This is a genomic window from Enterobacter sp. ZOR0014 (genome assembly GCF_000798855.1).
GTDB classification, from domain to species: domain Bacteria; phylum Pseudomonadota; class Gammaproteobacteria; order Enterobacterales; family Enterobacteriaceae; genus Enterobacter; species Enterobacter kobei.
On record NZ_JTLF01000199.1, the window covers coordinates 1 to 20923 of the forward strand.

Sequence of the window (20923 nt, forward strand, 5' to 3'; positions counted from 1 at the left end):
AAAGGGGCCCGGGCATCCACTTTATGATTCACATCCCTCTGCGAATTATCCTGCGTTTCGTCAACCGGCGGCGCGGGAATTTTGCCTTGCGAATAATCTTGCTCTTGTTCTTTTAACGCCTGCTTAAGTAACTCGCTTATAGAAGCGTCATCATTGCCTGTGCTGGCGGAGGCGGCTTCGTGTGCTTCGGTTCCGGGTAACGTATCCCGGGAAGTATCATGGGGCACGTCACCATCAGGTGCCTGCTGCCAGTCGGCATCATCGCTGTTGATGGGCAGATCCTGCATGGCAGGAACATCCGCCTGCACCGGAGCCGGTTTTGGCTGCGGATGCGGATGGGGATGCGGGAACGGCTTGCTCACATACACATAGTGCATATCTGAAAGCTGCGTTTCCGGTTTCGCGGCGCTTGCTTTGACCGGTTCCGGCGCCGGATGGCGCAGGTTCCAGTAAACATGCGCGTACAGCCCTGCCATGATCATGGCGCACAGAGCCACCATCCCTAAAAAGGCATGGCTAACGATGTTTCTCAGACGGGGGAGGCGGTATGAAAACCAGACCGCCTCGCCGGTGGTGTAACTGCGCTGAGCCGCAAGACAGATGGTAGACATTAGGAATGCTTCTCCTGCGTGTTGGCGTCGGGTGTGGCATGCGTGGTCTGGAGCAGTACGCTCGGCGCGGTATGGGTTTCACGCATCAACTGCATCAACGTATCTTCGCCAGGAATGCCATCCACATGCAGATGCATTTTTTGCTGGAATTCGCGGGTGCGTTTCATCATCTCCGCCGTCCAGGTCTGCGAATGGGTTTCTGGCTGGCCAAGCGCCAGGCTCAACTGCTGGTCAAGCCAGCCCATGTCTTTCGTGTCGCTGGCGGCACTGATAGCGTCTTTACCTTCCGGCGTCAGGCGGTGCAACTGGGTAAAGTTGCCGGTCGCATGCTGGTTAAACCAGCGGCGGCTTACCTGCCAGGTACGGTTATTCATCAGCAGGTCGAGTGACGTATCTCCGACGCGGGCGACCACGGCATAGTTAAGATGATCGCCGGTTTTCAGCTCGCTCACCCACGGATACCCCTCCTGGGCCAGCGCATCGGGTGAAGCATTCCCCTGTTTACACATCAGGTTCACCTTCGCGGCGTTCTGGCACAGGGCATCATCCGCCGAGGCGTCATACCCCCACATCAGGTAGAGCTGGTGCATGGCATCCGGCTGATTAACCATTTCGTTGTCGATGACCGGCACCACCGGTGCCTCAACTTTTGGCGCCTGCTGTTTCCAGCTGACGGGTACCGGAAGTTGAACCGGAAGTCTTCCGGTGATCGACGACGTCAAATACCAGCCGCAGGCAGCGAACAGCACTGAGGCAAAAAGCCCCACGGTTGCCAGGCGCTTACCGTGTTTTTTCGCCGGGAGGATCTCCCCTGCCGCCAGCCGTAAATGACGCGGGCTGACCTGGGCTGCACGTTCGGTCCAGGCAGCCAGCATCGACAGATGTGACAATTCATTCAGTTTGCTGATATTCCCCTTGGTCAGCGCATGCATTTTACGCACGCGTGCCGGGGATAACGGTGCGTTCTCGCACCCGTGTTCTTCACACTGCGCCTGTACATAGCTGAGATATTCCCGGCAGGTAAGGGGACGCAAAGTGTGGCGAGTATGCGCATATTCACGCAGCTCAGATTGCTGCATCAGAACAACGTCCCGATCCGCCGCGCCCGTCAGGACCACCGACAGGCGAAACGCCAGCTCCTGGGCACGGGTGAGTAACATCGCCAGTACCTCGTGACAGCTCTCTTTCATCGCCTCGCAATGGCTAACGATCAGTACCTTCGCCCGGTTTTTATCCGCCTGCCACTGGTGCAGTACGGCATCCACCGCCTGAATCCGGTTCTTGTTCTCTTTGGTTCCCGGGCTGAGCTTGTACAGCAGGCTACTGGCACTCAGTTTTGGAAACGCATTAATAGCAAGCACGTCGGGGTGGGCAGATTTGAGGGCGTCACTGAACTGCCCCAGCAGAGGGGCATCGTCGGAAAAGAGCCCGATAATTCCCGCCTGTTGGGTTTTCTCCTTCAGCAGGTTGAAAACATCCTGATGATAAGGCACCAGAAAATCGCCATTTGAGCGGACAATCTTCCGAAAGGGCGGATTTTTAAAATTAAAGTGCTTCTGATACATAACGACTTACCGTCTCTGATTGGGAATAGCAACAGGACGAGAAAGTAAAGCAACGCCAGGGTGTGGTCAATTTACACACAGGGTAAAAATATCCACTGGACGATGCCTAACATCTGGATTTTATACGGTCAATAGTTTTCTGTATGAAAGTTAGTGGCAAAGTCAGTGGTCGAATTTACAGCAGCTCATTACTATTTTCTCACATGTTAGCGCAGCACGACGCTGCTTATTTTCGCTTTGCTATAGGCCAGATGAAAAATGAGGTTCTCATTTCTGTCACGGTGGATAACCCCCTGTATTATGTTTGCGCTGTTGCTATTTTGCGGCCAACAAGGGTATCTGACGTTTAAAGATTATAAAAAAGTTACAAATAAGTTGGCTAATTCTGATGTGCAGCCGCTGAAAAAACGTCGCGAAGAAAAATCCTTCACGCTTTTCACGGCTGCTGTTCGCCAGGATAACGTCGAGATAGCGGCAAAAGCGCCGCTGGCAGCGGAGATCGAAGGTATCGTGCGCAGTGATGATGCCTGGCTCTCCTTCGCCGTCATTAAAACCCCCGGAGGGGCGAGAAGCTACCGGGAGGGCGAGCCGTTGACCGGTTTTACCGACGCGTTTGTTCAGGAAATTAATAAAGATAATGTGGTGGTTAATTATGAAGGTGCTACGCAGGTACTCGCATTAAATAAGCCGGATTATTTTAAGGGCGGCGTTGACAGCGGCCCGGTGACGAAATCGACGAAGGATGCAGGCGCGGAAAGCGTGCATCTGGATGATTATCTGGTGTTAAAACCTCTGATCGAAAAAGGCCAGCTGGAAGGCTACAACATTAATCCAAGGAACGCCTCCGCCTTCTTCAGTCATTCAGGACTGGAAAAGGGGGATGTGGCGGTAAAAGTAAACTCTGTCGATATGACCGATGAAGCAAAGGCAAAAAATATTATTGCCAACTGGTCGAAAATGAAAGAAGCGGAGGTCGTCGTCAGACGTCACGCTCACCTTGAAAATATTCGGATTAATGTTCTAAACAATTAACAAGTGTACAGCCATGAAGAAATTTCCTTGGGCGTGCGTGGCGCTGACCGCATTGTCGTTATATTCAGGTTCGCTGTTCGCGGCGAACTTTAGCGCGAGCTTTAAAAATACCGATATTCGGGAGTTTATCGATACGGTAGGCCGCAATCTTAATAAAACCATTCTTGTCGATCCGTCCGTTCAGGGCACGGTATCCGTAAGAACCTATAACGTGCTGACGGAAGATGAGTATTACCAGTTCTTCCTGAGCGTGCTGGACCTGTACGGCCTGTCGGTGATCCCGATGGACAACGGCATGGTCAAAGTGGTGCGTTCAAGCGTCGCCCGCACCGCCGGGGCGCCGCTGGCGGACAGCAGCAACCCGGGCAAAGGGGATGAAATCATCACCCGCGTCGTGCGCATGGAAAATGTGCCAGTACGCGAGCTTGCTCCGCTGTTGCGCCAGCTCAACGACGCAACCGGCATCGGTAACGTGGTTCACTTTGAGCCGTCCAACGTACTGCTGTTAACCGGTAAAGCCTCGGTGGTGAACCGCCTGGTGGATCTGGTGCAGCGCGTGGATAAAGACGGTGTTCAGCGCCGTGAAATTGTGCCGCTGCGCTTTGCCTCTGCCAAAGAGCTCTCAGACATGTTGAACAACCTCAACAACGAAGAGCAGAAAGGGCAGAACGCCCCGCAGCTGGCCACGAAAGTGGTTGCGGATGACGAGACCAACAGCCTGGTGATCAGCGGCTCGGAAGCGGCGCGCACCCGCACCCGCTCTCTGATTCATGAGCTGGATCGCGAGCAGAACAACGAAGGGAATACCCGCGTGTTCTATCTCAAATACGCCAGCGCCACCAAGGTGGTGCCGGTGCTGACCGGGATTGGCGAACAGCTGAAAGACAAAGCGGGCGCGCCAAAGGCGAAAACCGCCGCCGCGTCCAGCGATCTGAATATTACCGCCGACGAGTCAACCAACTCTCTGGTGATCACCGCGCAGCCTAACGTGATGAACTCCCTGGAGAAGGTGATCGATAAGCTCGATATCCGCCGTCCGCAGGTGCTGGTGGAAGCCATCATTGCGGAAGTACAGGATGGTAACGGCATGGATCTGGGCGTGCAGTGGACCAGCAAGCACGGCGGCGTCCAGTTCGGATCCACCGGCCTGCCAATCGGGCAGGTCAAAAATGGCACGATGAAAGGGTTGTCGTATACCGGTCTGGCAACCGGCTTCTTTAACGGTGATTTTGGTGCGCTGATGACCGCGCTCTCCACCGGGTCCAAGAACGACATTCTTTCTACGCCAAGCGTGGTGACGCTGGATAACAAAGAAGCGTCGTTCAACGTCGGTCAGGATGTGCCGGTACTGTCCGGTTCGCAAACGACCAGTGGCGACAACGTCTTTAACTCCGTTGAGCGTAAGACGGTGGGGACCAAGCTGAAAATCGTGCCGCAGATTAACGACGGCGACATGATTCATCTGAAGATTGAACAGGAAGTCTCCAGCGTTGACGCTAACGCGACTGAAGACGCCAGCCTCGGCCCAACCTTCAACACCCGTACCATCAACAACGAAGTGATGGTACACAGCGGCCAGACCGTGGTGTTGGGCGGTCTGATGGAAAACGTCACCAAAGAGACCGTCTCCAAGGTGCCGCTGCTGGGCGATATTCCGCTGGTGGGCCAGCTGTTTCGCTACACCTCTGAGGATACCTCTAAACGTAACCTGATGGTGTTCATCCACACCACGGTGCTGCGCGACGACGACAACTACAGTGCGGCGTCGAAAGAGAAATATGACCAGATCCGCGCTCGCCAGCAGCAGCGCATGGAGGAGAAAAAGCTGGGCATCGTAACGAACAGCAATAACCCGGTGATGCCAGCATATCCGTCCGCGCCTTCTGCAGACGCGGTACCGGTGAAAACCAGCGCAGCCGCAACGCGCAACCCGTTTAAACAGTAAGGCGGAGGGGCAACGTGGACGAACTGAGTAAAACCCTGTGTAGCAGCAGCTATGCAAAAGATAACGGCGTTTTATTTTACAACAATGACGTCTTTATCCGTGAAGACACCCCGGCATTTGCGCTGCTGGAAGTGCGCCGGGTGCTGGGACGCACGTTCGTCCCGGTGACTCTGACGCCAGAGGCCTTTGACGAGCTGCTGGCGAAAATCTGGCAGCAGAGCAGCGGCGTCTCTCAGCAGCTGGTGGACGATATGGACGCGGATATCGATCTGATGGCGTTAACCGAGGAGATCCCGGATAACGAGGATCTGCTCGACAACGACGAAAACTCGCCGGTGATCCGCCTGATCAACGCCATTCTTGGCGAGGCGGTCAAAGATGGCGCGTCGGATATTCATATCGAAACCTTTGAGCGCACGCTGAGCATTCGTTTTCGCGTCGACGGCGTGCTGCGCCCGGTGCTCCAGCCAGCGCGCAAGCTCGCGCCGCTGCTGGTGTCGCGCATCAAGGTGATGTCAAAACTCGACATCGCCGAGAAACGTTTGCCGCAGGATGGACGTATCTCCCTGCGCATCGGCCGTAAGGCAATCGACGTGCGTGTATCGACCATTCCTTCGCAGTACGGCGAGCGTGTGGTGATGCGTCTGCTCGATAAAAGCAATCTGAAGCCCGACATCAACAAGCTTGGCCTGATTGATGAAGAGCTGGAAAAGTTGAAAGGGCTGATTGACCGCCCGCACGGCATCATCCTGGTCACCGGGCCGACTGGTTCCGGTAAAAGTACCACCCTGTACGCCATTCTTTCGGCGCTGAACGGTCACGAACGCAACATTCTGACCGTAGAAGACCCGATTGAATACGAACTGGAAGGGGTGGGGCAGACGCAGGTTAACCCGCGCGTGGACATGACCTTTGCCCGCGGACTGCGCGCCATTCTGCGTCAGGATCCGGACGTGGTGATGATCGGGGAAATTCGTGACGGTGAAACCGCGCAAATTGCGGTGCAGGCGTCGCTCACCGGTCACCTGGTCATGTCTACGCTGCACACCAACAGCGCCGCGGGGGCGATCACCCGTCTGCGGGATATGGGGCTGGAATCCTTTTTAATTGGTTCATCGTTGCTCGGTGTCATTGCCCAGCGTCTGGTGCGTCGACTGTGTACGCACTGCCGGACCACCAGTCCGCTGGACGCCAATGAGAAAGCGCTGTTCAGCTTTATGGACACGCCGCCAAAAGCCATCTACCGCGCGGTGGGCTGTGAACACTGCCGCCAGAGCGGCTACCAGGGGCGCGCTGGTATTCATGAGTTTCTGGTGGTGGACAGCACCATGCGCCGCGCCATTCATGAAGATAAAGACGAAATGTCCATTGAAACGCAGCTCTTTAAGCAGGCCTACAGCCTGCGTGAGAACGGCCTGCTGAAGGTCATTAGCGGCGTGACATCTCTCGAAGAGGTGATGCGCGTTACCGCCGAGCGTGGAGGAGATGCGTAATGGCCTTCTACGCCTGGACGGCAACGGATGCAGCGGGGAAAACCCAGCGCGGCACGCTGCAGGCTGAGGGGCAAAAGCAGGTTCGCCAGATGTTGCGCGAGCAAAAGCTGATGCCCGTCAGCATCAACGAAACCCGTGAGGCTGCGTCTGCCGGAAAAGCGAAAACCGGCGCAAAGCTCTCTACGCCGGTGCTGTCGATGTTTACCCGCCAGCTTTCCACGCTGGTCAACGCGGCGCTGCCGCTGGAGAGCGCGCTCAAAGCGATTTCCAAACAGACGGAAGACAAAAAGCTGGCGGCGATGGTGGTTGAAATTCGCGAGAAGGTGGTGGAAGGGCACACGCTGTTTGACGCCTTCAGCCAGTTTCCGCGCACCTTCGACAAACTCTACTGCACGCTGGTGATGGCCGGTGAAAAGACCGGTCACCTGGGCGACGTGCTGGAAAAGCTGGCCGAATACAACGAGCAGCGTCAGAAGATGAAAAGCAAGCTGACGCAGGCGATGGTCTACCCGATTACCCTGACGGTAGTGGCCATTGCGGTCATCAGCATTCTGCTGGTCGCGGTGGTGCCGCAGGTGATCGAACAGTTCACCCACATGAAGCAGCAACTGCCGATCACCACCCGCACGCTGATTGCAGTGAGTGATTTCCTGCAGGCTTACGGGATTTATATCGCGGGCGGCATCGGCGGGGGGATTGTCGGTTTCAAAGCCTGGGTCAGAAACGTCAAAAACCGCTTTCGCTGGCACAGCTGGCTGGTGAACGGTTCGCCGATAAAAAAACTGGTATGCGCCATCAACAGCGCCCGCTATATCCGCACCCTGAGTATTCTGCAGGCCAGTAGCGTGCCGCTGCTGGAGGGGATGTATATCGCGATGGACGGTATCGAAAACCTCTACGCCCGGCAGGTGCTGGAGCAGGCGGCGGATACCGTCCGCCAGGGGGCATCGCTGTATGCCGCACTGGAGCAGGCGAGACTCTTCCCGCCGACCATGCTGTACATGATTGCCTCGGGGGAAGAGAGCGGCGAATTAGGTAATTTAATGGACCGCGCGGCGGAAAACCAGGAATCGGGATTACAGCATCGCATTACGTTAACGCTGTCGGTATTTGAACCGGCGCTGGTGGTATCCATGGCAACGATTGTTTTATTCATCGTGCTGTCAATATTACAACCGCTTCTGCAACTTAATAATATGGTAGGTTAAATCATGGCTTTAAAACGTAAAAACCTGGCTCGCCAGGCGGGCTTCACATTGCTCGAATTAATGGTGGTCATTGTTATTCTCGGCGTACTGGCGAGTATGGTGGTGCCCAATTTAATGGGTAATAAAGAAAAAGCGGATGCCCAAAAGGCGACCAGCGATATTGTCGCGCTCGAAGGTTCGCTGGATATGTATAAGCTGGATAACCACCGTTATCCGACAACCGAACAGGGCCTGCAGGCGCTGGTGACCAAGCCGGAAATCGCGCCAATCCCGAACGGCTACCGCGCGGATGGCTATATTCGCCGTCTGCCGCAGGACCCATGGGGTAATGATTATCTCCTCGTAAGCCCGGGTGAGCACGGTGCGGTTGACGTCTTCTCGTCTGGCCCGGACGGTGAAGCCAATACCGCCGATGATATTACGAACTGGTCTCTGGATAAGAAAGAGAAATAATGAAAAATCAACGCGGCTTTACGTTGCTGGAAATTATTCTGGCGCTGGTGATATTTGCCAGCTGCGCCATGATGGTGGTGTCAACAATACCTTCGCGCAGCGGTGCGGATATATTTGGCCAGCAATTAAAAGCCCTCGTTGATTATGGTTCAGACCGTGCGGTGATGGACGGAAATATCGTCGGACTGGTGATCACCACGGATAACTTTCAGCTGGTGACGCTCGAAGATAAAGAGGGCGAGCGTCGCTGGGTACCGTTATCCGCGGGCCGTATCACCACCAAAGGTGATTTCCCGGAGGAGATGCACGTATCGCTCTCGCCGCAGCGCCTGGCCGCGACGCTGACGTCCGATCCGCAGGTGCTTTTTTTGCCGGACGGCGAAATCAGCCGCTTCACGCTGACGCTGCAAAGCTATGACAAAGAGCACCATTTCCGCGTGGTGTCGCAAGGCGCGGCGCCCGTATCGGTAGAAAACGATGGCTAACGGTAAGAAAAAGCAAACGGGGATGACGCTGCTGGAGGTCATGGTGGCGCTGGTCATCTTCTCCACCGCTGCGCTGGCGCTGATGAACTCGGTGTCTCTGAACGTGCGTTTCACCCACGGCCTTGCCGATACGCTGCAGGCCAGCTGGGTGGCGGAAAACCAGCTGGCGGAAGTGCAACTGACTAAAAGCGACTTTCCCGATGCCGAAGAACGGGGAAGCGAAACCATGGGCGGGCGCGGCTGGACGTGGCGTAAACAACGCATCAAAACGGCGGACAACCGCTGGGCAAATGCCATCAGCGTTTATGCGGAAGGTGACGACAGCCAGCCCGTGATATCGCTGCAGATTGTGCCGCCGGGAGAGATCAAGTGAACAAAGCCCGACGCCAGCGCGGATTTACCCTGCTGGAGATCATGATTGCGCTGACCATTTTTGCGGTGATCAGCACCCTGGCCTGGCAGATTCTGGACGGCGCGATGCGCACCAGTTCGGCAACCGACGCCAGCGCGGCGAAGCTCAATCAGCTTCAGCGCGCCTGGAGCCTGATGGAACGCGATTTTTACCAGCTTCAGGCGCGCGCGCCGCGCAACGAGCCGGACCTGTTCCGTCAGGTCGATGATGCGCTGGAACTGACCACGCTCAACGGCGTGAGCGGTACGGTGCAGCTCGAACGCGTGCGCTGGCGGCTGGAAGAGGGGCGTCTTTACCGCGATGTTTGGCCGGTCATTGACAGCCCGGCGGACGTTAAACCGGACGAAGTGCCGATCGTCAGCGAGGTGAAATCCCTGGCGTGGCGTTTTTACCGTCAGGGCTGGCAGAAAAGCTGGAGCGACCCGGCGCATCTGCCGGACGGGGTTGAGCTGACGCTGACGATGGAAAACGGTGATACCTGGCGCTGGGTCTTCACGACCCCGGGCGATCTGCCTGCGGTGGCTGCACCGGCACCTGCCACCGGGTCAGAAGCCGCGCCTGCCGCCGCGCCAGAGGCAGGGACTGCGCCGCAACCCGCGCCACAACCTGCTCCGGAGGCGAAACCATGAGTGCCTTACGCAAACAGAAAGGGGTGGCGCTGCTGGTGGTGTTGATCCTGCTGGTGATGATGTCGGCCCTGGCCGCCAAAATCAGCCAGCAGTTCTGCCGCAACCTGCAGAAAACGCATTATCAGGTCAGCCAGCAGCAGCTGCGCTGGGCGATGCAGGCCCAGGAAAAAGTGGTCAAAGACCGTCTGCAGAGTGACGCCAGCGGCGAGAGCAACGCGCTGTCACCGGAAGGGGACTGGCAGCAGCCGCTGGAAACGCAGGGGGAAGATTACACGGTGGTAAGCCAGGTCGAAGATGCCCAGGACTGCTTCAACGTTAATAACCTGCTGGCAGCAGAAAAGCCTGCCCAGGGGCAAGCGCAGACTACCGTGCCGGAAAAGCCGCGCAACGAGCGAATTGTTGAGCAGATCCTGACGCAGAGCGGGCTAAGCCAGTCCACGGCGGAAGAAGTTTACCTCCAGCTGGTGGACTACCTCGATGGCGACACGACGACGGCCAAAGAAGGCGCCGAGAGTGATGCCTGGGCAGGCGTCGTGCCTGCCCGTCAGCCTGCTAACCAGATGATGCGCACCATTGCGGAGATCAAACTGCTGCCTGCGTTCCCGGCGGCGGCATATCCGAAGGTAAGCAAACTGCTGTGCGCGTTACCGGACACCGCCAGCAAGGTGGATGTGAATACCCTGAAACCGGAGCAGGCCGCCTTACTGGCCGCCCTGTTCCCGGCGAAATTAACTGAAGATGACGCCCTTCGCCTGATTGAATCACGTCCGGAAAGCGGCTGGGAAAATATGGAGACCTTCAGCAAAGCGCTGGAGCAAACCTTCCCGCAACTGAAAGATGACCTTCCGCAGGTGGCAGAGCTTCTCTCAATAAATAGCCGGTATTTCCGCGTTAACTACACCGGCAATACCGATGAATTAACGCTTCGTGTGGTAAGCCAGCTTCAGGTTAATAACGAAGCCGGTGAGATCGTGACGTGGCAGCGTCGTTACCGAATGATTGAATAAGAAAAGTAGATCGCTATGAAACAGGTACTTTTTGTTCGTCCCGACAGCGTCGAGGGCGGGAAAATAATGTGGTGTGTCTCCGGCACTCAGCAGGTGGAAACCGTGGCTAGCCTGGAGGCACTGGCGGATCATCCGCTGGCGACGCGCGTATGTCTGCTGTTGCCGGCCAGCAGCATGATCTTCCGCCATTTTACGTTGCCGAAAAAGGTCGCTTCTCTGGCGACGGCGTTCTCGTGGATGGCCGAAGAGACGCTGATTGGTGACGTGGACACGCTTCACTGGACCGTGCTTAGCAAAAAGGGCGCAGAGGTCGATGCGGTGGCGATCGATGCCGACAGTCTTCAGGCGTGGTTAACCCGCTGTCAGGAGGCGGGTCTGACGGTGGTGCAGGCGCTACCGGATGCCTGGCTGCTGCCCGTTACGGCGGGCGGCAGCACGCTGGTTGCCGAAGGTGAAACCTGGTGGCTGCGGTTATCCCCGCACGTCGCGGGTGAAATGGAGGCCAACCTGCTGCCGCTGCTGATGCAGAAAGCCGGAGAGGGTGAGGTCTGCTGCTACGGTGATGCACCTGCCGGTGTGGATGTCGATGTTGTGCTGCCCTGGCAGCATCCGCTGGTGCTGATTCAGCCCCAGTGGCAGGCCTGCCGCGTCACGCTTCTGCACGGGGCGTTCAGCGCCAAATCCAGCAATGGCAAAGCCGCCAGACGGTTAAATGTGGCGATGGCCGCCGTAGGGTTGCTCTCCCTTAGCCTGCTACTAGGGCCGCGCATTGCGATGGCCTGGATGCTGGTACAGCAGGAAAATCAGATCCAGCAGGAGATCCAGCAGGTCTACGAACACCATTTCCCGAGCATGCGTCACAAGACCAATATTAAGTACCACTTTGGTCAAAACATGAAGAAGCAGGGTAAAGGGATCTTTCTTCAGTTTGACGATCTGGAGAAAGCCCGACAGGCCGTTCCGGCAATGGAAATCGACCTGCTGGAATACGATGCGCGGCAGAATACGTTGACGCTGAGCGTCAGCGCACAAAACCAGACCGCATTACAGACGTTTGTGAACCAGGCCAGTGAGAAATTTGATTTCACCCTGCAGCCCGTGTCCACGTCAGCACCTTATACCGCCATGATCGCAGGGAAATATAAATGAAACAGCGAATTGCGCAGCTTAAGTCTCGTTACCAGAATTACAGCGCCAGGGAAAAAGTCATTTTAAAAATATGTGCCGCCGCCCTGCTGGGGGCCGCGGTCTATTACGCCGGGGTTATACCGCTGGATAATATGATTCAAAATAGTGCTTCGACCCTGGCCAGACAAAAAGAAACCCTGAACTGGATGCGCAGTGAAATAGATAAAAACCATTTGCAGGTTCAGGTAACCAAAACAAATAACCCGCGTGCGCTGGTGGAAAATAGCGCCCAGGAGATCCATCTTCCCCTGACAGATGTGCATCAGGATGGACAAACGTTATCGTTCGTGGTCAGCCGCGTGAACGTTTATGAATTAAAGAACTGGCTGCGGGAAATTAACCAGACCTCCGGCGTCAGGCTGCAGAAAATGAACCTTACGCCGGTGGATCATCTCAGCGACGTGAAGGCTGAAGTGCAACTCACGTGGGGTAAAACCGCATGAACAGCGTTGCGCTGATGCGGGACGTCTACCCGGTGGGGTTCGCGATCGCGAGCGCGGTGTTAGGCGGCATGGTGGGCAGTTTTCTCGGCGTTGTCGCCGAACGCGTGCCGGCCATGGTAAGGGAAGAGGAGGGATGCGGAAATCTGCTCTTTCCGTCCTCGCACTGCCCGGTGTGCCAGCACGCGCTGGCGGCCTGGGAGAATATTCCGCTGGTGAGCTGGCTGCTTCTGCGCGGGCGATGCAGCCAGTGCAAAACCGCTATCCCGCTGCGAATCTTTCTGGTTGAGCTGGTTTCCGCCCTGTTTTTTGGCCTGACGGCGTGGTGTATGCCCGACGTTCAGGCGCTGTTTTCTCTGTGGCTGCTGGCCGGCTTTTTACTCCCGCTGACGATGATTGACTGGCGGCATCAATTGCTTCCGGATTGTCTGACCCAGCCGCTGCTCTGGGCGGGACTGTTGCTTCATGCGTTCGATCACCAACTGCCGCTACGCGACGCGCTGCTCGGCGCGGTGGCGGGCTATATGTCTCTTTGGTTGCTGTACTGGGCGTTTCGTCTGGCTACCGGGCGGGAAGGACTGGGATACGGTGATTTCAAGCTGCTGGCGGCATTAGGTGCCTGGTGCGGCTGGCAGGCTCTGCCCTCAATTGAACTCGCGGCCGCGTTGAGCGGTATCGTTGGGTATTTTGCCTTAAATAATTTAAATAAAAATAACCTCACTATTTCTTTCGGACCTTATCTTTCTTTTGCTGGAATAGTTGTGTTTATTGGGCAGCAGTTTGCTTTCATATTTTAAATATACAGGTCAAGCTTTTTTATAAATTTTTTCGGCGGTGGAAGAGAAGGACGTCTCTTTGCGCTCAGTGTATCGTAAAGGATATAAGCTACACGGAATTTGGGCTTGTATCTTTTTATGGAGGAATACAAAGCAGCAAAACGTTTTTTTGTCTCGGTTGTCAGGTTAGTTAAATACGCATCACGCGAAACACGCCATGTTCTCAAGGAAGGCATGGGTATTAACGTTACGAATAAATTTATCAGGAAATAAAAATGAATTTTATGAAGCCTAAATATCTGGCGCTCTTTATTGCGGCGGCAACCAGCTCCGCATTCGCAGCGGCACCAGGCGCACCGTCCATTGGTTCCGGCAATGACAAATTTGCGCTGGTTGAAGTGGATCAGGCCGCTCAGGATTATAACAGTCTGGTTAAAGTCCATAATGACGGCGTAGATGTCAAAGTCGAGTGGAACGTCTGGAGCGGCGATGCGCCAACTTCAGCCAAAGTGCTGTTGGACGGTAAAACCGTGTGGACCGGTGCCGGCGGCGCGGCGGGCTCTGCAACGTTCAAAGTGAAAAAAGGCGGACGTTATCAGGAGCAGGTTGAAGTCTGTAACAACAGCGGCTGTACGAAAAGCGCCAGCAAGCTGATCATCGTTGCGGATACCGACGGTAGCCACCTGCTGCCGCTGAACACGACAATGCACGAGAACAACAAATCCTTCGCGCAGCATACCGATAAAGTGGTTGCGGCCTACTTCCCTGAGTGGGGCGTTTACGACCGTAACTTCCCGGTTGACAAAATTCCTGCTGCGAACCTCAACCACATTCTGTATGGCTTCATTCCAATCTGTGGCGGTGACGGCATCAACGACGGCCTGAAAACCGTAGAAGGCGGCAACAGCTACGGCGTGCTGCAGCGCGACTGCCAGGGACGTCCTGACTTTACCGTGGCGATCCACGACCCGTGGGCTGCCCTGCAAAAACCGCAGGCTGGCGTGTCCAACTGGGACGACCCGTACAAAGGTAACTTTGGTCAGCTGATGGCGCTGAAAAAAGCACATCCGGACCTGAAAGTACTGCCATCTATCGGTGGCTGGACCCTGTCCGATCCGTTCTTCCACATGGGCGATCCGGCTATCCGCGCACGCTTTGTCTCCTCTGTTAAAGATTTCCTGCAGACCTGGAAATTCTTTGACGGTGTGGATATCGACTGGGAATTCCCGGGTGGCGGCGGTGTGACCGAGACGAAAGGCAACCCGCAGCAGGATAAAGCGACCTATACGGCGCTGATGCACGATCTTCGCGCGATGCTGAACGAGCTGTCTGCCCAGACTGGCCGTACCTATGAGCTGACCAGCGCAATCGGTGCGGGTAAAGATAAGATTGAAGACGTGGACTACACCACTGCTCAGCAGTACCTCGACCACATCTTCCTGATGAGCTACGACTTCTACGGCGGCTGGAGCAACACCGAGCTGGGCCACCAGGCTGCGCTGCATGCGCCAGCATGGCGACCAGACACCAACTACACCACGGAAAACGGGGTTGATGCCCTGCTGCAGCAAGGCGTACAGCCTGGCAAGATCGTGGTCGGTGCGGGCATGTATGGCCGCGGCTGGACGGGTGTACACGGCTACACCGGTAACAATCCATTCACCGGTACCGCGACCGGTATGGTGAGAGGTACCTGGGAACCGGGCGTGGTTGACTATCGTCAGATCGTTAACGAGTACAAAGGCAAACCAGGCTGGGAATACGGCTACGACGCGGATGCAGAAGCGCCATACGTGTTCAACAAAACGACGGGTGACCTGATCACCTATGAAGACGCGCGTTCTACTGCTGCAAAAGGCAAATACGTGCTTCAGAAAAACCTGGGCGGTCTGTTCGCATGGTCTATTGACTCCGATACCGGCGACATCCTGAACGCCATGAACGAAAGCCTGCTGGGTGGCGGCTCTACGCCGGTTGATCCTGTTGTGACCAACCATGCGCCAATCGCCTCTTCTGCAGACCAGAACGTTTCTGGCCCGGCAACCGTTACGCTCGATGGTTCTGCGTCCAGCGATCCAGACGGCGATGCGATTACCTACAAATGGACTCAGGTTTCTGGCCCATCGGTCACCCTGACCAACAGCACCAAAGCGAAAGCGACCTTCAACGTTGCGGCAGCGACCAGCGATCAGACCATGGTGTTCCGCCTGACGGTTACCGACGCCAAAGGCCTGAGCAACGCGATTGACGTGCAGGTTGTTAACAAGGCGCCGAAGGCTAACCAGGCACCGGTTGTGAACCCAATGGAAGCGGTGACGCTGCAGGCGGGTGAAACCTATGTTGTGCATGCGCAGGCTGCGGATCCAGACGGTGACAACCTGACCTATACCTGGAGCGTTCCGGCAGATATGCACGCGACCGGTACTGACACCGCGAACGTGACCATCACTGCGCCAGAAGTGGCTTCTACCTCTTCCTACACCCTGAGTGTGGTGGTAGGCGATGGTAAAACCAGCGTGCAGTCTAACGTTCAGGTAACGGTTAATCCGAAACCAGCCGACGTGACGCCGCCAGCTGATGACGTGACTCCGCCGTCTGACGAAGTTACACCACCTGCTGATGACGTGACTCCGCCATCTGACGAAGGCACTGCAACCGGCAGCTGCGACGCACCGGTTGACGCTAACGCCGGCAACTACGCCGCGTGGGATTCCAGCAAAATCTACAACACTGGCGATACCGTAAGCTTCGACCATCTGGTGTGGAAAGCGAAGTACTGGACTCAGGGCAACCAGCCTGGCTTCGGCGTGGACGCATGGGAACTTGCGAGCAACGTGAAGATGAACTGGCGTTCTGATCTGGTGTACAACGGCGGCGAAACCACTACTTACCAGGGCAACGTTTACCGTGCCAAATGGTGGACCCGTGGTGACAACCCAGCGAACAGCGATGTATGGGTCAAAGAAGGCCCAGCGACAGATTGCCAATAATCTGAGCTGATAAAGACTCCCCCCCGTATAAGGGGGGAGTAAATCAAAAATGATTTTACAGGATGTTGTTAAGGAGAAATAAACGAAACGGTCAGCAGGTAAAAATGAAAAAGTTAATTTTTTTATTATTGATTATCAGCCAAAGCGCGCTGGCAAACTGTTGGGATAAAGCGGCACATTATTATCACGTCGATCCTTATTTACTGTACGCGATTGCCAATGTGGAGTCGGGAATGAACCCGTATGCGGTCGGCAGAAACCATGACGGTACGCGTGACGTGGGGTTGATGCAAATTAACAGCTCACATTTTTCGGCACTGGAGAGCAGGGGGATAGATGAATATCGGCTAATAACCGAACCCTGTACCTCGATTATGGTTGGCGCATCGATTTTATCCAGCATGATTAAAGTGTATGGCTATAACTGGGAGGCGGTCGGCGCCTATAACGCCGGATTAAAGAAAGAAAATTATCCGCAACGCATGATATACGCCCACAAAGTGTGGAAAAAATATCAGGAACTGAAAGCGACAGCAAACGAATGAGTTTTTTATTTTTGAAGAATTCCTGAGGGTGTTCTTCGAAAAGAGAAAACAGCTGTCTGCGGTTTATTTATTAACGGATTAATACATAAGCCTGGATTGTTATTATTTAACTTAAATAAACAGGAATAGTGAAATGAACAAAAGGACGTTACTGAGTGTTCTCGTTGCCGGCGCATGCGTAGCACCGTTTATGGCGCAGGCTGCCTCGCTGCAAGCGACCACCAGTGAACCATACACCATGAACGCCAGCGATCTGGCGAAGAAAGAGAAAGAGCTGACCAGCTTCCCGCTGATGGATGCCGTAAAGGAAACCATTAAGACGCTGGACAACGCCCAGGTTGAACTGATTGAACCTGGTCGTGCGGCGAACCCGGAGAACGTGAAACGCGTGGAAGGGATCGTGAAAGCCAGCGACTGGGAATATCTCTTCCCGCTGCGCGCGCAGGCGTACACCTACAGCAACTTCCTGAAAGCGGTTGGTAAATTCCCGGCGCTGTGTAAGACCTACAATGACGGTCGCGACAGTGACGCTATCTGCCGTAAAGAGCTGGCAACCATGTTTGCCCACTTTGCTCAGGAAACGGGCGGTCACGAAAGCTGGCGTCCGGAAGCCGAATGGCGTCAGGCCCTGGTTCACGTGCGTGAGATGGGCTGGAGCGAAGGCCAGAAGGGCGGCTATAACGGCGAATGTAACCCGGACGTCTGGCAGGGTCAGACCTGGCCGTGCGGTAAAGATAAAGACGGCGACTTCCTGAGCTACTTCGGTCGCGGTGCGAAGCAGTTGTCCTACAACTACAACTACGGCCCGTTCTCTGAAGCGATGTACGGCGACGTGCGTACGCTGCTCGACAAACCTGAGCTGGTGGCGGATACCTGGCTGAACCTGGCGAGTGCGATCTTCTTCTTCGCCTATCCACAGCCGCCTAAACCAAGCATGCTGCAGGTTATCGACGGTACATGGCAGCCGAACGATCACGATAAAGCCAACGGTCTGGTCCCTGGCTTCGGCGTGACCACCCAGATCATCAACGGTGGCGTTGAGTGCGGTGGTCCAACTGAAATTGCACAGTCTGAAAACCGTATCAAGTACTACAAAGAGTTCGCGAACTACCTGAAGGTCCCTGTTCCGGCGAACGAAGTGCTGGGCTGCGCGAACATGAAGCAGTTCGACGAAGGCGGTGCTGGCGCGCTGAAGATTTACTGGGAGCAGGACTGGGGATGGAGCGCGGATACGCCAAGCGGCGAAACCTACTCTTGCCAGCTCGTTGGTTACCAGACGCCGTTCAGCGCGTTCAAAGAGGGTGATTACAGCAAGTGCGTGCAGAAGTTCTTTAACGTGAACATCGTTAACGACGACGGTTCCGTTACGCCGGATGAAACCCCGGTAACGCCAACGCCTACGCCGTCAGAAGACGAAACGCCGGCGCCAGCGCCAGTTCCGGATGAAACCCCGGCTAAACCTGCTGTGGTGAACCACGCGCCAGTGGCGCATATCGCGGGTCCAATTGGTGCAGTTGACGCCGGTGCGCAGGTTTCACTGAGCGCGGAAGGCTCTACTGATGAAGACGGCAACGCGCTGACCTACACCTGGCGTTCCCAGGACGGCCAGACCGTAACCGGTCAGGATAAAGCGGTAGTGAACTTCAAGGCGCCTGAATCGGCAACGGCTCAGCAAATTGAAATCAGCCTGACCGTGAGCGACGGTGAGTTGAGCAGCACGACCTCTTATCTGCTGAACGTGAAAGCCAAAGCAGCACCGTCTCAGGACGAAGGTACGTCTGGCGATTACGCGGCGTGGAGCGCGAACAGCAAGTACAAGGCAGGCGATATCGTGAACAACCACGGTAAACTGTTCCAGTGCAAACCGTTCCCGTACAGCGGCTGGTGTAACAACGCCCCGGCATACTATGAACCGGGCGCTGGTCTGGCATGGTCTGATGCCTGGACAGCTCTGTAAAAGCAAACGGCAACCGAAAGGTTGCCGTTTTAGTTTTTGCACCCTTTCCAGCGGTACGGTGCAGTTGTAGGCCCGGTAAGGCGAAGCCGCCACCAGGCAACAGGCTAGCGGTGCAGTTTGCCGTGATCCCGTAACCACGCCGCCGTGCGCACAATCCCTTCATCCAGCGTCACCACCGGCCGATACCCCAGTTCGTTCTCTGCGCGTGAAATATCCAGCGTGAAATCAAAGTTGAGTTTTGAGACACCGTAATGCGTCAGCGCAGGTTCTTTGGCCGCTTTACTGCCAAATCGCTCCATGCTGCGGGCAATCATGTCAAGCATGGGGTAGGGGACAGAACGGATGCGGCAGTCGATCTGCAGTTCATCAATCAGCCGCTGCACAATGCTGCGTAGCGTACAGGGTTCGCCGTTGGTGATGTTATAGGCGCGACCAGAGATCAGCTTATCGCAGTCCGACTGGCTGGCCAGCCACATGGCGTGGACGGCGTTTTCGTAATAGGTCATATCCACCAGCGCATCGCCACCGCGTGGCAGCAGCACGCTGCCGTAGTGATGCATCATCTGCGCCAGGCGCGGAATAAACACTTTGTCGTGCGGTCCGAACAGGCTCTGCGGACGCAGTACCGTAAAACGGGTGTGCGGGTTCGACTGCGCCAGCAGGTCGATCACCTCTTCACTGGCCGCCTTGCTGCGCGCAAATTCACAGGCAAAGCGTGCCGGACGGAAATCTTCCTGCACATCGCGATGGTGGTGATAGTCGAAATAGAGCGATGGGGAGGAGATATGAATAAAGTTACGTACCCCCCAGGCAACGGCCCATTCGCCCAGACGGCGGGTGGCCCGCACGTTGGCGAGATCGAAGGCTTCCTGGGTCCCCCACGGAGAGGTAAAACTGGAGCAGTGCCACAGCGTATCGATTCCGGCGAGCATCACCTTCGCCTGCGAGGAGACCAGCTCCGTCAGGTCGGCATGGACGAACTCTGCGCCCATTTTTTGCAGCAGTTTTCCCATCGCCTCGTTGCGACCGGTAGCCCTGACGCTAATGCCCTTGTTGCGCAGAAATTCGACCGCATTTCGGCCTAAGCCGCTGGTCGCCCCGGTAACCAGTACCTTCATATCAATCCACTGTGTTGAAAAAGAATTTCGTGCGCATTCTTTCGTGAATTACGGCGCTATGCAATGGGAAAGGTGGAAGAAAAAGCGTTTTAATGAGTTATTTTCGTTTTTTGTTCTGCCAGTTGCGCAATTCGTTTCGCCATTCCCCGGAAGATAAAAAGATGGGCGGGGATCATGAACAGCCAGTAAAAAAGGCCCGGCATCCCGTGCGGGTGCCACCAGGCGCGGACGTCCAGTTCCCGATGATCGCCTTTATCCTTAAGGGTGAAGCAGAGTCGCCCCAGCCCCGGCGCTTTCATACCGAACAACAACGCCAGCTGCTTTTCCGGCTCGACGATGATCACTTTCCAGCTGTCGACCGCGTCGCCCACCTCAAGAAACGGGCGCGCCGGGCGGCCTTTCGCCAGCCTGTGCCCCACCAGCAGATCCATTGTCCCCCGCGTTTGCCAGAGAGGATTGCCGAAGAAATAACGTTCTTTGCCGCCAATTTGGTTCACCACTTCCCACAGCGCCTCAAGGCTGGCAGAGGTTTTTACCGTGCAGCCCGCCTGTTTAGGGTAATAACCGTACTCCGGCCGCCAGCGGGCAAAGGCCTGCGCGTCATAACCCCAGTCGCTGGAGTTCACCAGCTGCTCTTCTTCTTTCAGCGTATTGCGTACCGCGTCGTCAAACCGGATCAGATCCTGAGGGATTAAGGCGCGCAGCTCGCGATCGTCCGCCAGCAGATCGTGTTTCAGCCCCTGAATCAGCGCTTTGGCGGTGGTCGGCGGCACGGAGGTGATCACATTTAAAAACCAGACTGAGATCCAGCGGGTCGGGAAGGGGATGGGGATCAGCCAGCGGCGGCGTCCGCTGACGCGCATGAAATGTTCGAACTGCTGCTGATAGCTCAGCACTTCAGGGCCTGCTGCTTCAAGCACCCGGTGTTGCTCCGCCGGGTGATCGAGCAATGCCACCAGATAGTGGAGCAAGTTCGCCAGCGCAATCGGCGTGGTGCGCGAGCGGACCCAGCGCGGCGGCGTCAGCACCGGCAGGTTGTAGACCATATCGCGCATCACTTCAAAAGCGG

General features: G+C 55.9%; 19 protein-coding genes. 15 read left to right on the forward strand and 4 right to left on the reverse strand.

Annotated features, from left to right (window positions below; translation table 11 throughout):
• Both L977_RS10925 and L977_RS10930 read right to left on the reverse strand, forming a co-directional pair.
• Positions 1 to 611 (reverse strand): hypothetical protein (locus L977_RS10925; protein WP_047625747.1); only part of this gene is annotated, 611 nt, incomplete at its 3' end.
• A complete protein-coding gene (locus L977_RS10930) occupies positions 611 to 2176 on the reverse strand; it encodes an ExeA family protein (protein WP_047625748.1) in 1566 nt (521 codons plus the stop codon). The genes L977_RS10925 and L977_RS10930, both read right to left, overlap by 1 nt.
• A 300-nt stretch (positions 2177 to 2476) precedes the next feature.
• Between L977_RS10930 and gspC the strand changes: the two genes are divergently transcribed.
• The 15 genes from gspC (at position 2477) to L977_RS11005 (ending at position 18736) form a co-directional block, all read left to right on the forward strand.
• Positions 2477 to 3208 (forward strand): type II secretion system protein GspC, encoded by a 732-nt coding sequence (gene gspC, locus L977_RS10935; protein WP_014883170.1) that lies wholly within the window; start codon positions 2477 to 2479, stop codon positions 3206 to 3208.
• Positions 3209 to 3221: 13 nt separating this feature from the next.
• A complete protein-coding gene (gene gspD / locus L977_RS10940; protein WP_014883171.1) occupies positions 3222 to 5153 on the forward strand; it encodes a type II secretion system secretin GspD in 1932 nt (643 codons plus the stop codon).
• A gap of 14 nt (positions 5154 to 5167) precedes the next feature.
• Entirely contained in the window at positions 5168 to 6646 is a 1479-nt protein-coding gene (gene gspE / locus L977_RS10945; protein WP_014883172.1) for a type II secretion system ATPase GspE, read from the forward strand.
• Entirely contained in the window at positions 6646 to 7854 is a 1209-nt protein-coding gene (gene gspF, locus L977_RS10950) for a type II secretion system inner membrane protein GspF (protein WP_014883173.1), read from the forward strand. The genes gspE and gspF overlap by 1 nt, the downstream gene beginning before the upstream one ends.
• 3 nt (positions 7855 to 7857) lie before the next feature.
• The gene (gene gspG, locus L977_RS10955) at positions 7858 to 8307 is read left to right on the forward strand and encodes a type II secretion system major pseudopilin GspG (protein ID WP_014883174.1); all 450 of its coding nucleotides are present in this window, start codon (positions 7858 to 7860) and stop codon (positions 8305 to 8307) included.
• Positions 8307 to 8792, forward strand: a complete 486-nt coding sequence (gene gspH, locus L977_RS10960; RefSeq protein WP_047625749.1) for a type II secretion system minor pseudopilin GspH — start codon at positions 8307 to 8309, stop codon at positions 8790 to 8792. Before gspG ends, gspH begins: the two co-directional genes overlap by 1 nt.
• On the forward strand, positions 8785 to 9165 hold the full coding sequence (gene gspI / locus L977_RS10965; protein WP_023332514.1) for a type II secretion system minor pseudopilin GspI: 381 nt from the start codon (positions 8785 to 8787) through the stop codon (positions 9163 to 9165). The genes gspH and gspI overlap by 8 nt, the downstream gene beginning before the upstream one ends.
• Positions 9162 to 9833: a type II secretion system minor pseudopilin GspJ gene (gene gspJ, locus L977_RS10970; protein WP_047343465.1), complete on the forward strand. Its 672-nt coding sequence runs from the start codon at positions 9162 to 9164 to the stop codon at positions 9831 to 9833. Before gspI ends, gspJ begins: the two co-directional genes overlap by 4 nt.
• A complete protein-coding gene (gene gspK / locus L977_RS10975) occupies positions 9830 to 10840 on the forward strand; it encodes a type II secretion system minor pseudopilin GspK (protein ID WP_047625750.1) in 1011 nt (336 codons plus the stop codon). Before gspJ ends, gspK begins: the two co-directional genes overlap by 4 nt.
• A gap of 15 nt (positions 10841 to 10855) precedes the next feature.
• The gene (gspL, locus tag L977_RS10980; protein ID WP_047625751.1) at positions 10856 to 11989 is read left to right on the forward strand and encodes a type II secretion system protein GspL; all 1134 of its coding nucleotides are present in this window, start codon (positions 10856 to 10858) and stop codon (positions 11987 to 11989) included.
• Positions 11986 to 12471 (forward strand): type II secretion system protein GspM, encoded by a 486-nt coding sequence (gene gspM, locus L977_RS10985; RefSeq protein ID WP_047625752.1) that lies wholly within the window; start codon positions 11986 to 11988, stop codon positions 12469 to 12471. The genes gspL and gspM overlap by 4 nt, the downstream gene beginning before the upstream one ends.
• Positions 12468 to 13265, forward strand: coding sequence for a prepilin peptidase (locus L977_RS10990; RefSeq protein ID WP_047625753.1), 798 nt, complete (start codon positions 12468 to 12470; stop codon positions 13263 to 13265). The genes gspM and L977_RS10990 overlap by 4 nt, the downstream gene beginning before the upstream one ends.
• A gap of 254 nt (positions 13266 to 13519) precedes the next feature.
• Positions 13520 to 16234: a glycosyl hydrolase family 18 protein gene (locus L977_RS10995; protein ID WP_045268545.1), complete on the forward strand. Its 2715-nt coding sequence runs from the start codon at positions 13520 to 13522 to the stop codon at positions 16232 to 16234.
• A 104-nt stretch (positions 16235 to 16338) separates the two neighbouring features.
• On the forward strand, positions 16339 to 16779 hold the full coding sequence (iagB, locus tag L977_RS11000; protein ID WP_014883183.1) for a type III secretion system invasion protein IagB: 441 nt from the start codon (positions 16339 to 16341) through the stop codon (positions 16777 to 16779).
• 133 nt (positions 16780 to 16912) lie between these two features.
• Positions 16913 to 18736: a glycoside hydrolase family 19 protein gene (locus L977_RS11005; RefSeq protein WP_047625754.1), complete on the forward strand. Its 1824-nt coding sequence runs from the start codon at positions 16913 to 16915 to the stop codon at positions 18734 to 18736.
• 104 nt (positions 18737 to 18840) lie between these two features.
• Here the strand turns inward: L977_RS11005 and L977_RS11010 are convergent, their stop codons facing one another.
• Both L977_RS11010 and L977_RS11015 read right to left on the reverse strand, forming a co-directional pair.
• Positions 18841 to 19854, reverse strand: a complete 1014-nt coding sequence (locus L977_RS11010; protein WP_023336997.1) for an NAD-dependent epimerase/dehydratase family protein — start codon at positions 19852 to 19854, stop codon at positions 18841 to 18843.
• An 89-nt stretch (positions 19855 to 19943) separates the two neighbouring features.
• The coding region (locus tag L977_RS11015; protein WP_047625755.1) for a DUF2867 domain-containing protein at positions 19944 to 20923 on the reverse strand (980 nt) is incomplete at its 5' end.

Bases quoted from the DNA above. Each gene is read 5' to 3' on its own strand.
- gspL (WP_047625751.1), top strand. From the start codon at position 10,856: ATGAAACAGGTACTTTTTGTTCGTCCCGACAGCGTCGAGGGCGGGAAA.
- iagB (WP_014883183.1), top strand. From the start codon at position 16,339: ATGAAAAAGTTAATTTTTTTATTATTGATTATCAGCCAAAGCGCGCTG.
- gspF (WP_014883173.1), top strand. From the start codon at position 6,646: ATGGCCTTCTACGCCTGGACGGCAACGGATGCAGCGGGGAAAACCCAG.
- gspD (WP_014883171.1), top strand. From the start codon at position 3,222: ATGAAGAAATTTCCTTGGGCGTGCGTGGCGCTGACCGCATTGTCGTTA.
- gspC (WP_014883170.1), top strand. From the start codon at position 2,477: ATGTTTGCGCTGTTGCTATTTTGCGGCCAACAAGGGTATCTGACGTTT.
- L977_RS10995 (WP_045268545.1), top strand. From the start codon at position 13,520: ATGAATTTTATGAAGCCTAAATATCTGGCGCTCTTTATTGCGGCGGCA.
- L977_RS10990 (WP_047625753.1), top strand. From the start codon at position 12,468: ATGAACAGCGTTGCGCTGATGCGGGACGTCTACCCGGTGGGGTTCGCG.
- gspI (WP_023332514.1), top strand. From the start codon at position 8,785: ATGGCTAACGGTAAGAAAAAGCAAACGGGGATGACGCTGCTGGAGGTC.
- gspH (WP_047625749.1), top strand. From the start codon at position 8,307: ATGAAAAATCAACGCGGCTTTACGTTGCTGGAAATTATTCTGGCGCTG.
- L977_RS11005 (WP_047625754.1), top strand. From the start codon at position 16,913: ATGAACAAAAGGACGTTACTGAGTGTTCTCGTTGCCGGCGCATGCGTA.
- gspK (WP_047625750.1), top strand. From the start codon at position 9,830: ATGAGTGCCTTACGCAAACAGAAAGGGGTGGCGCTGCTGGTGGTGTTG.
- gspM (WP_047625752.1), top strand. From the start codon at position 11,986: ATGAAACAGCGAATTGCGCAGCTTAAGTCTCGTTACCAGAATTACAGC.
- L977_RS10930 (WP_047625748.1), bottom strand. From the start codon at position 2,176: ATGTATCAGAAGCACTTTAATTTTAAAAATCCGCCCTTTCGGAAGATT.
- gspG (WP_014883174.1), top strand. From the start codon at position 7,858: ATGGCTTTAAAACGTAAAAACCTGGCTCGCCAGGCGGGCTTCACATTG.
- L977_RS11010 (WP_023336997.1), bottom strand. From the start codon at position 19,854: ATGAAGGTACTGGTTACCGGGGCGACCAGCGGCTTAGGCCGAAATGCG.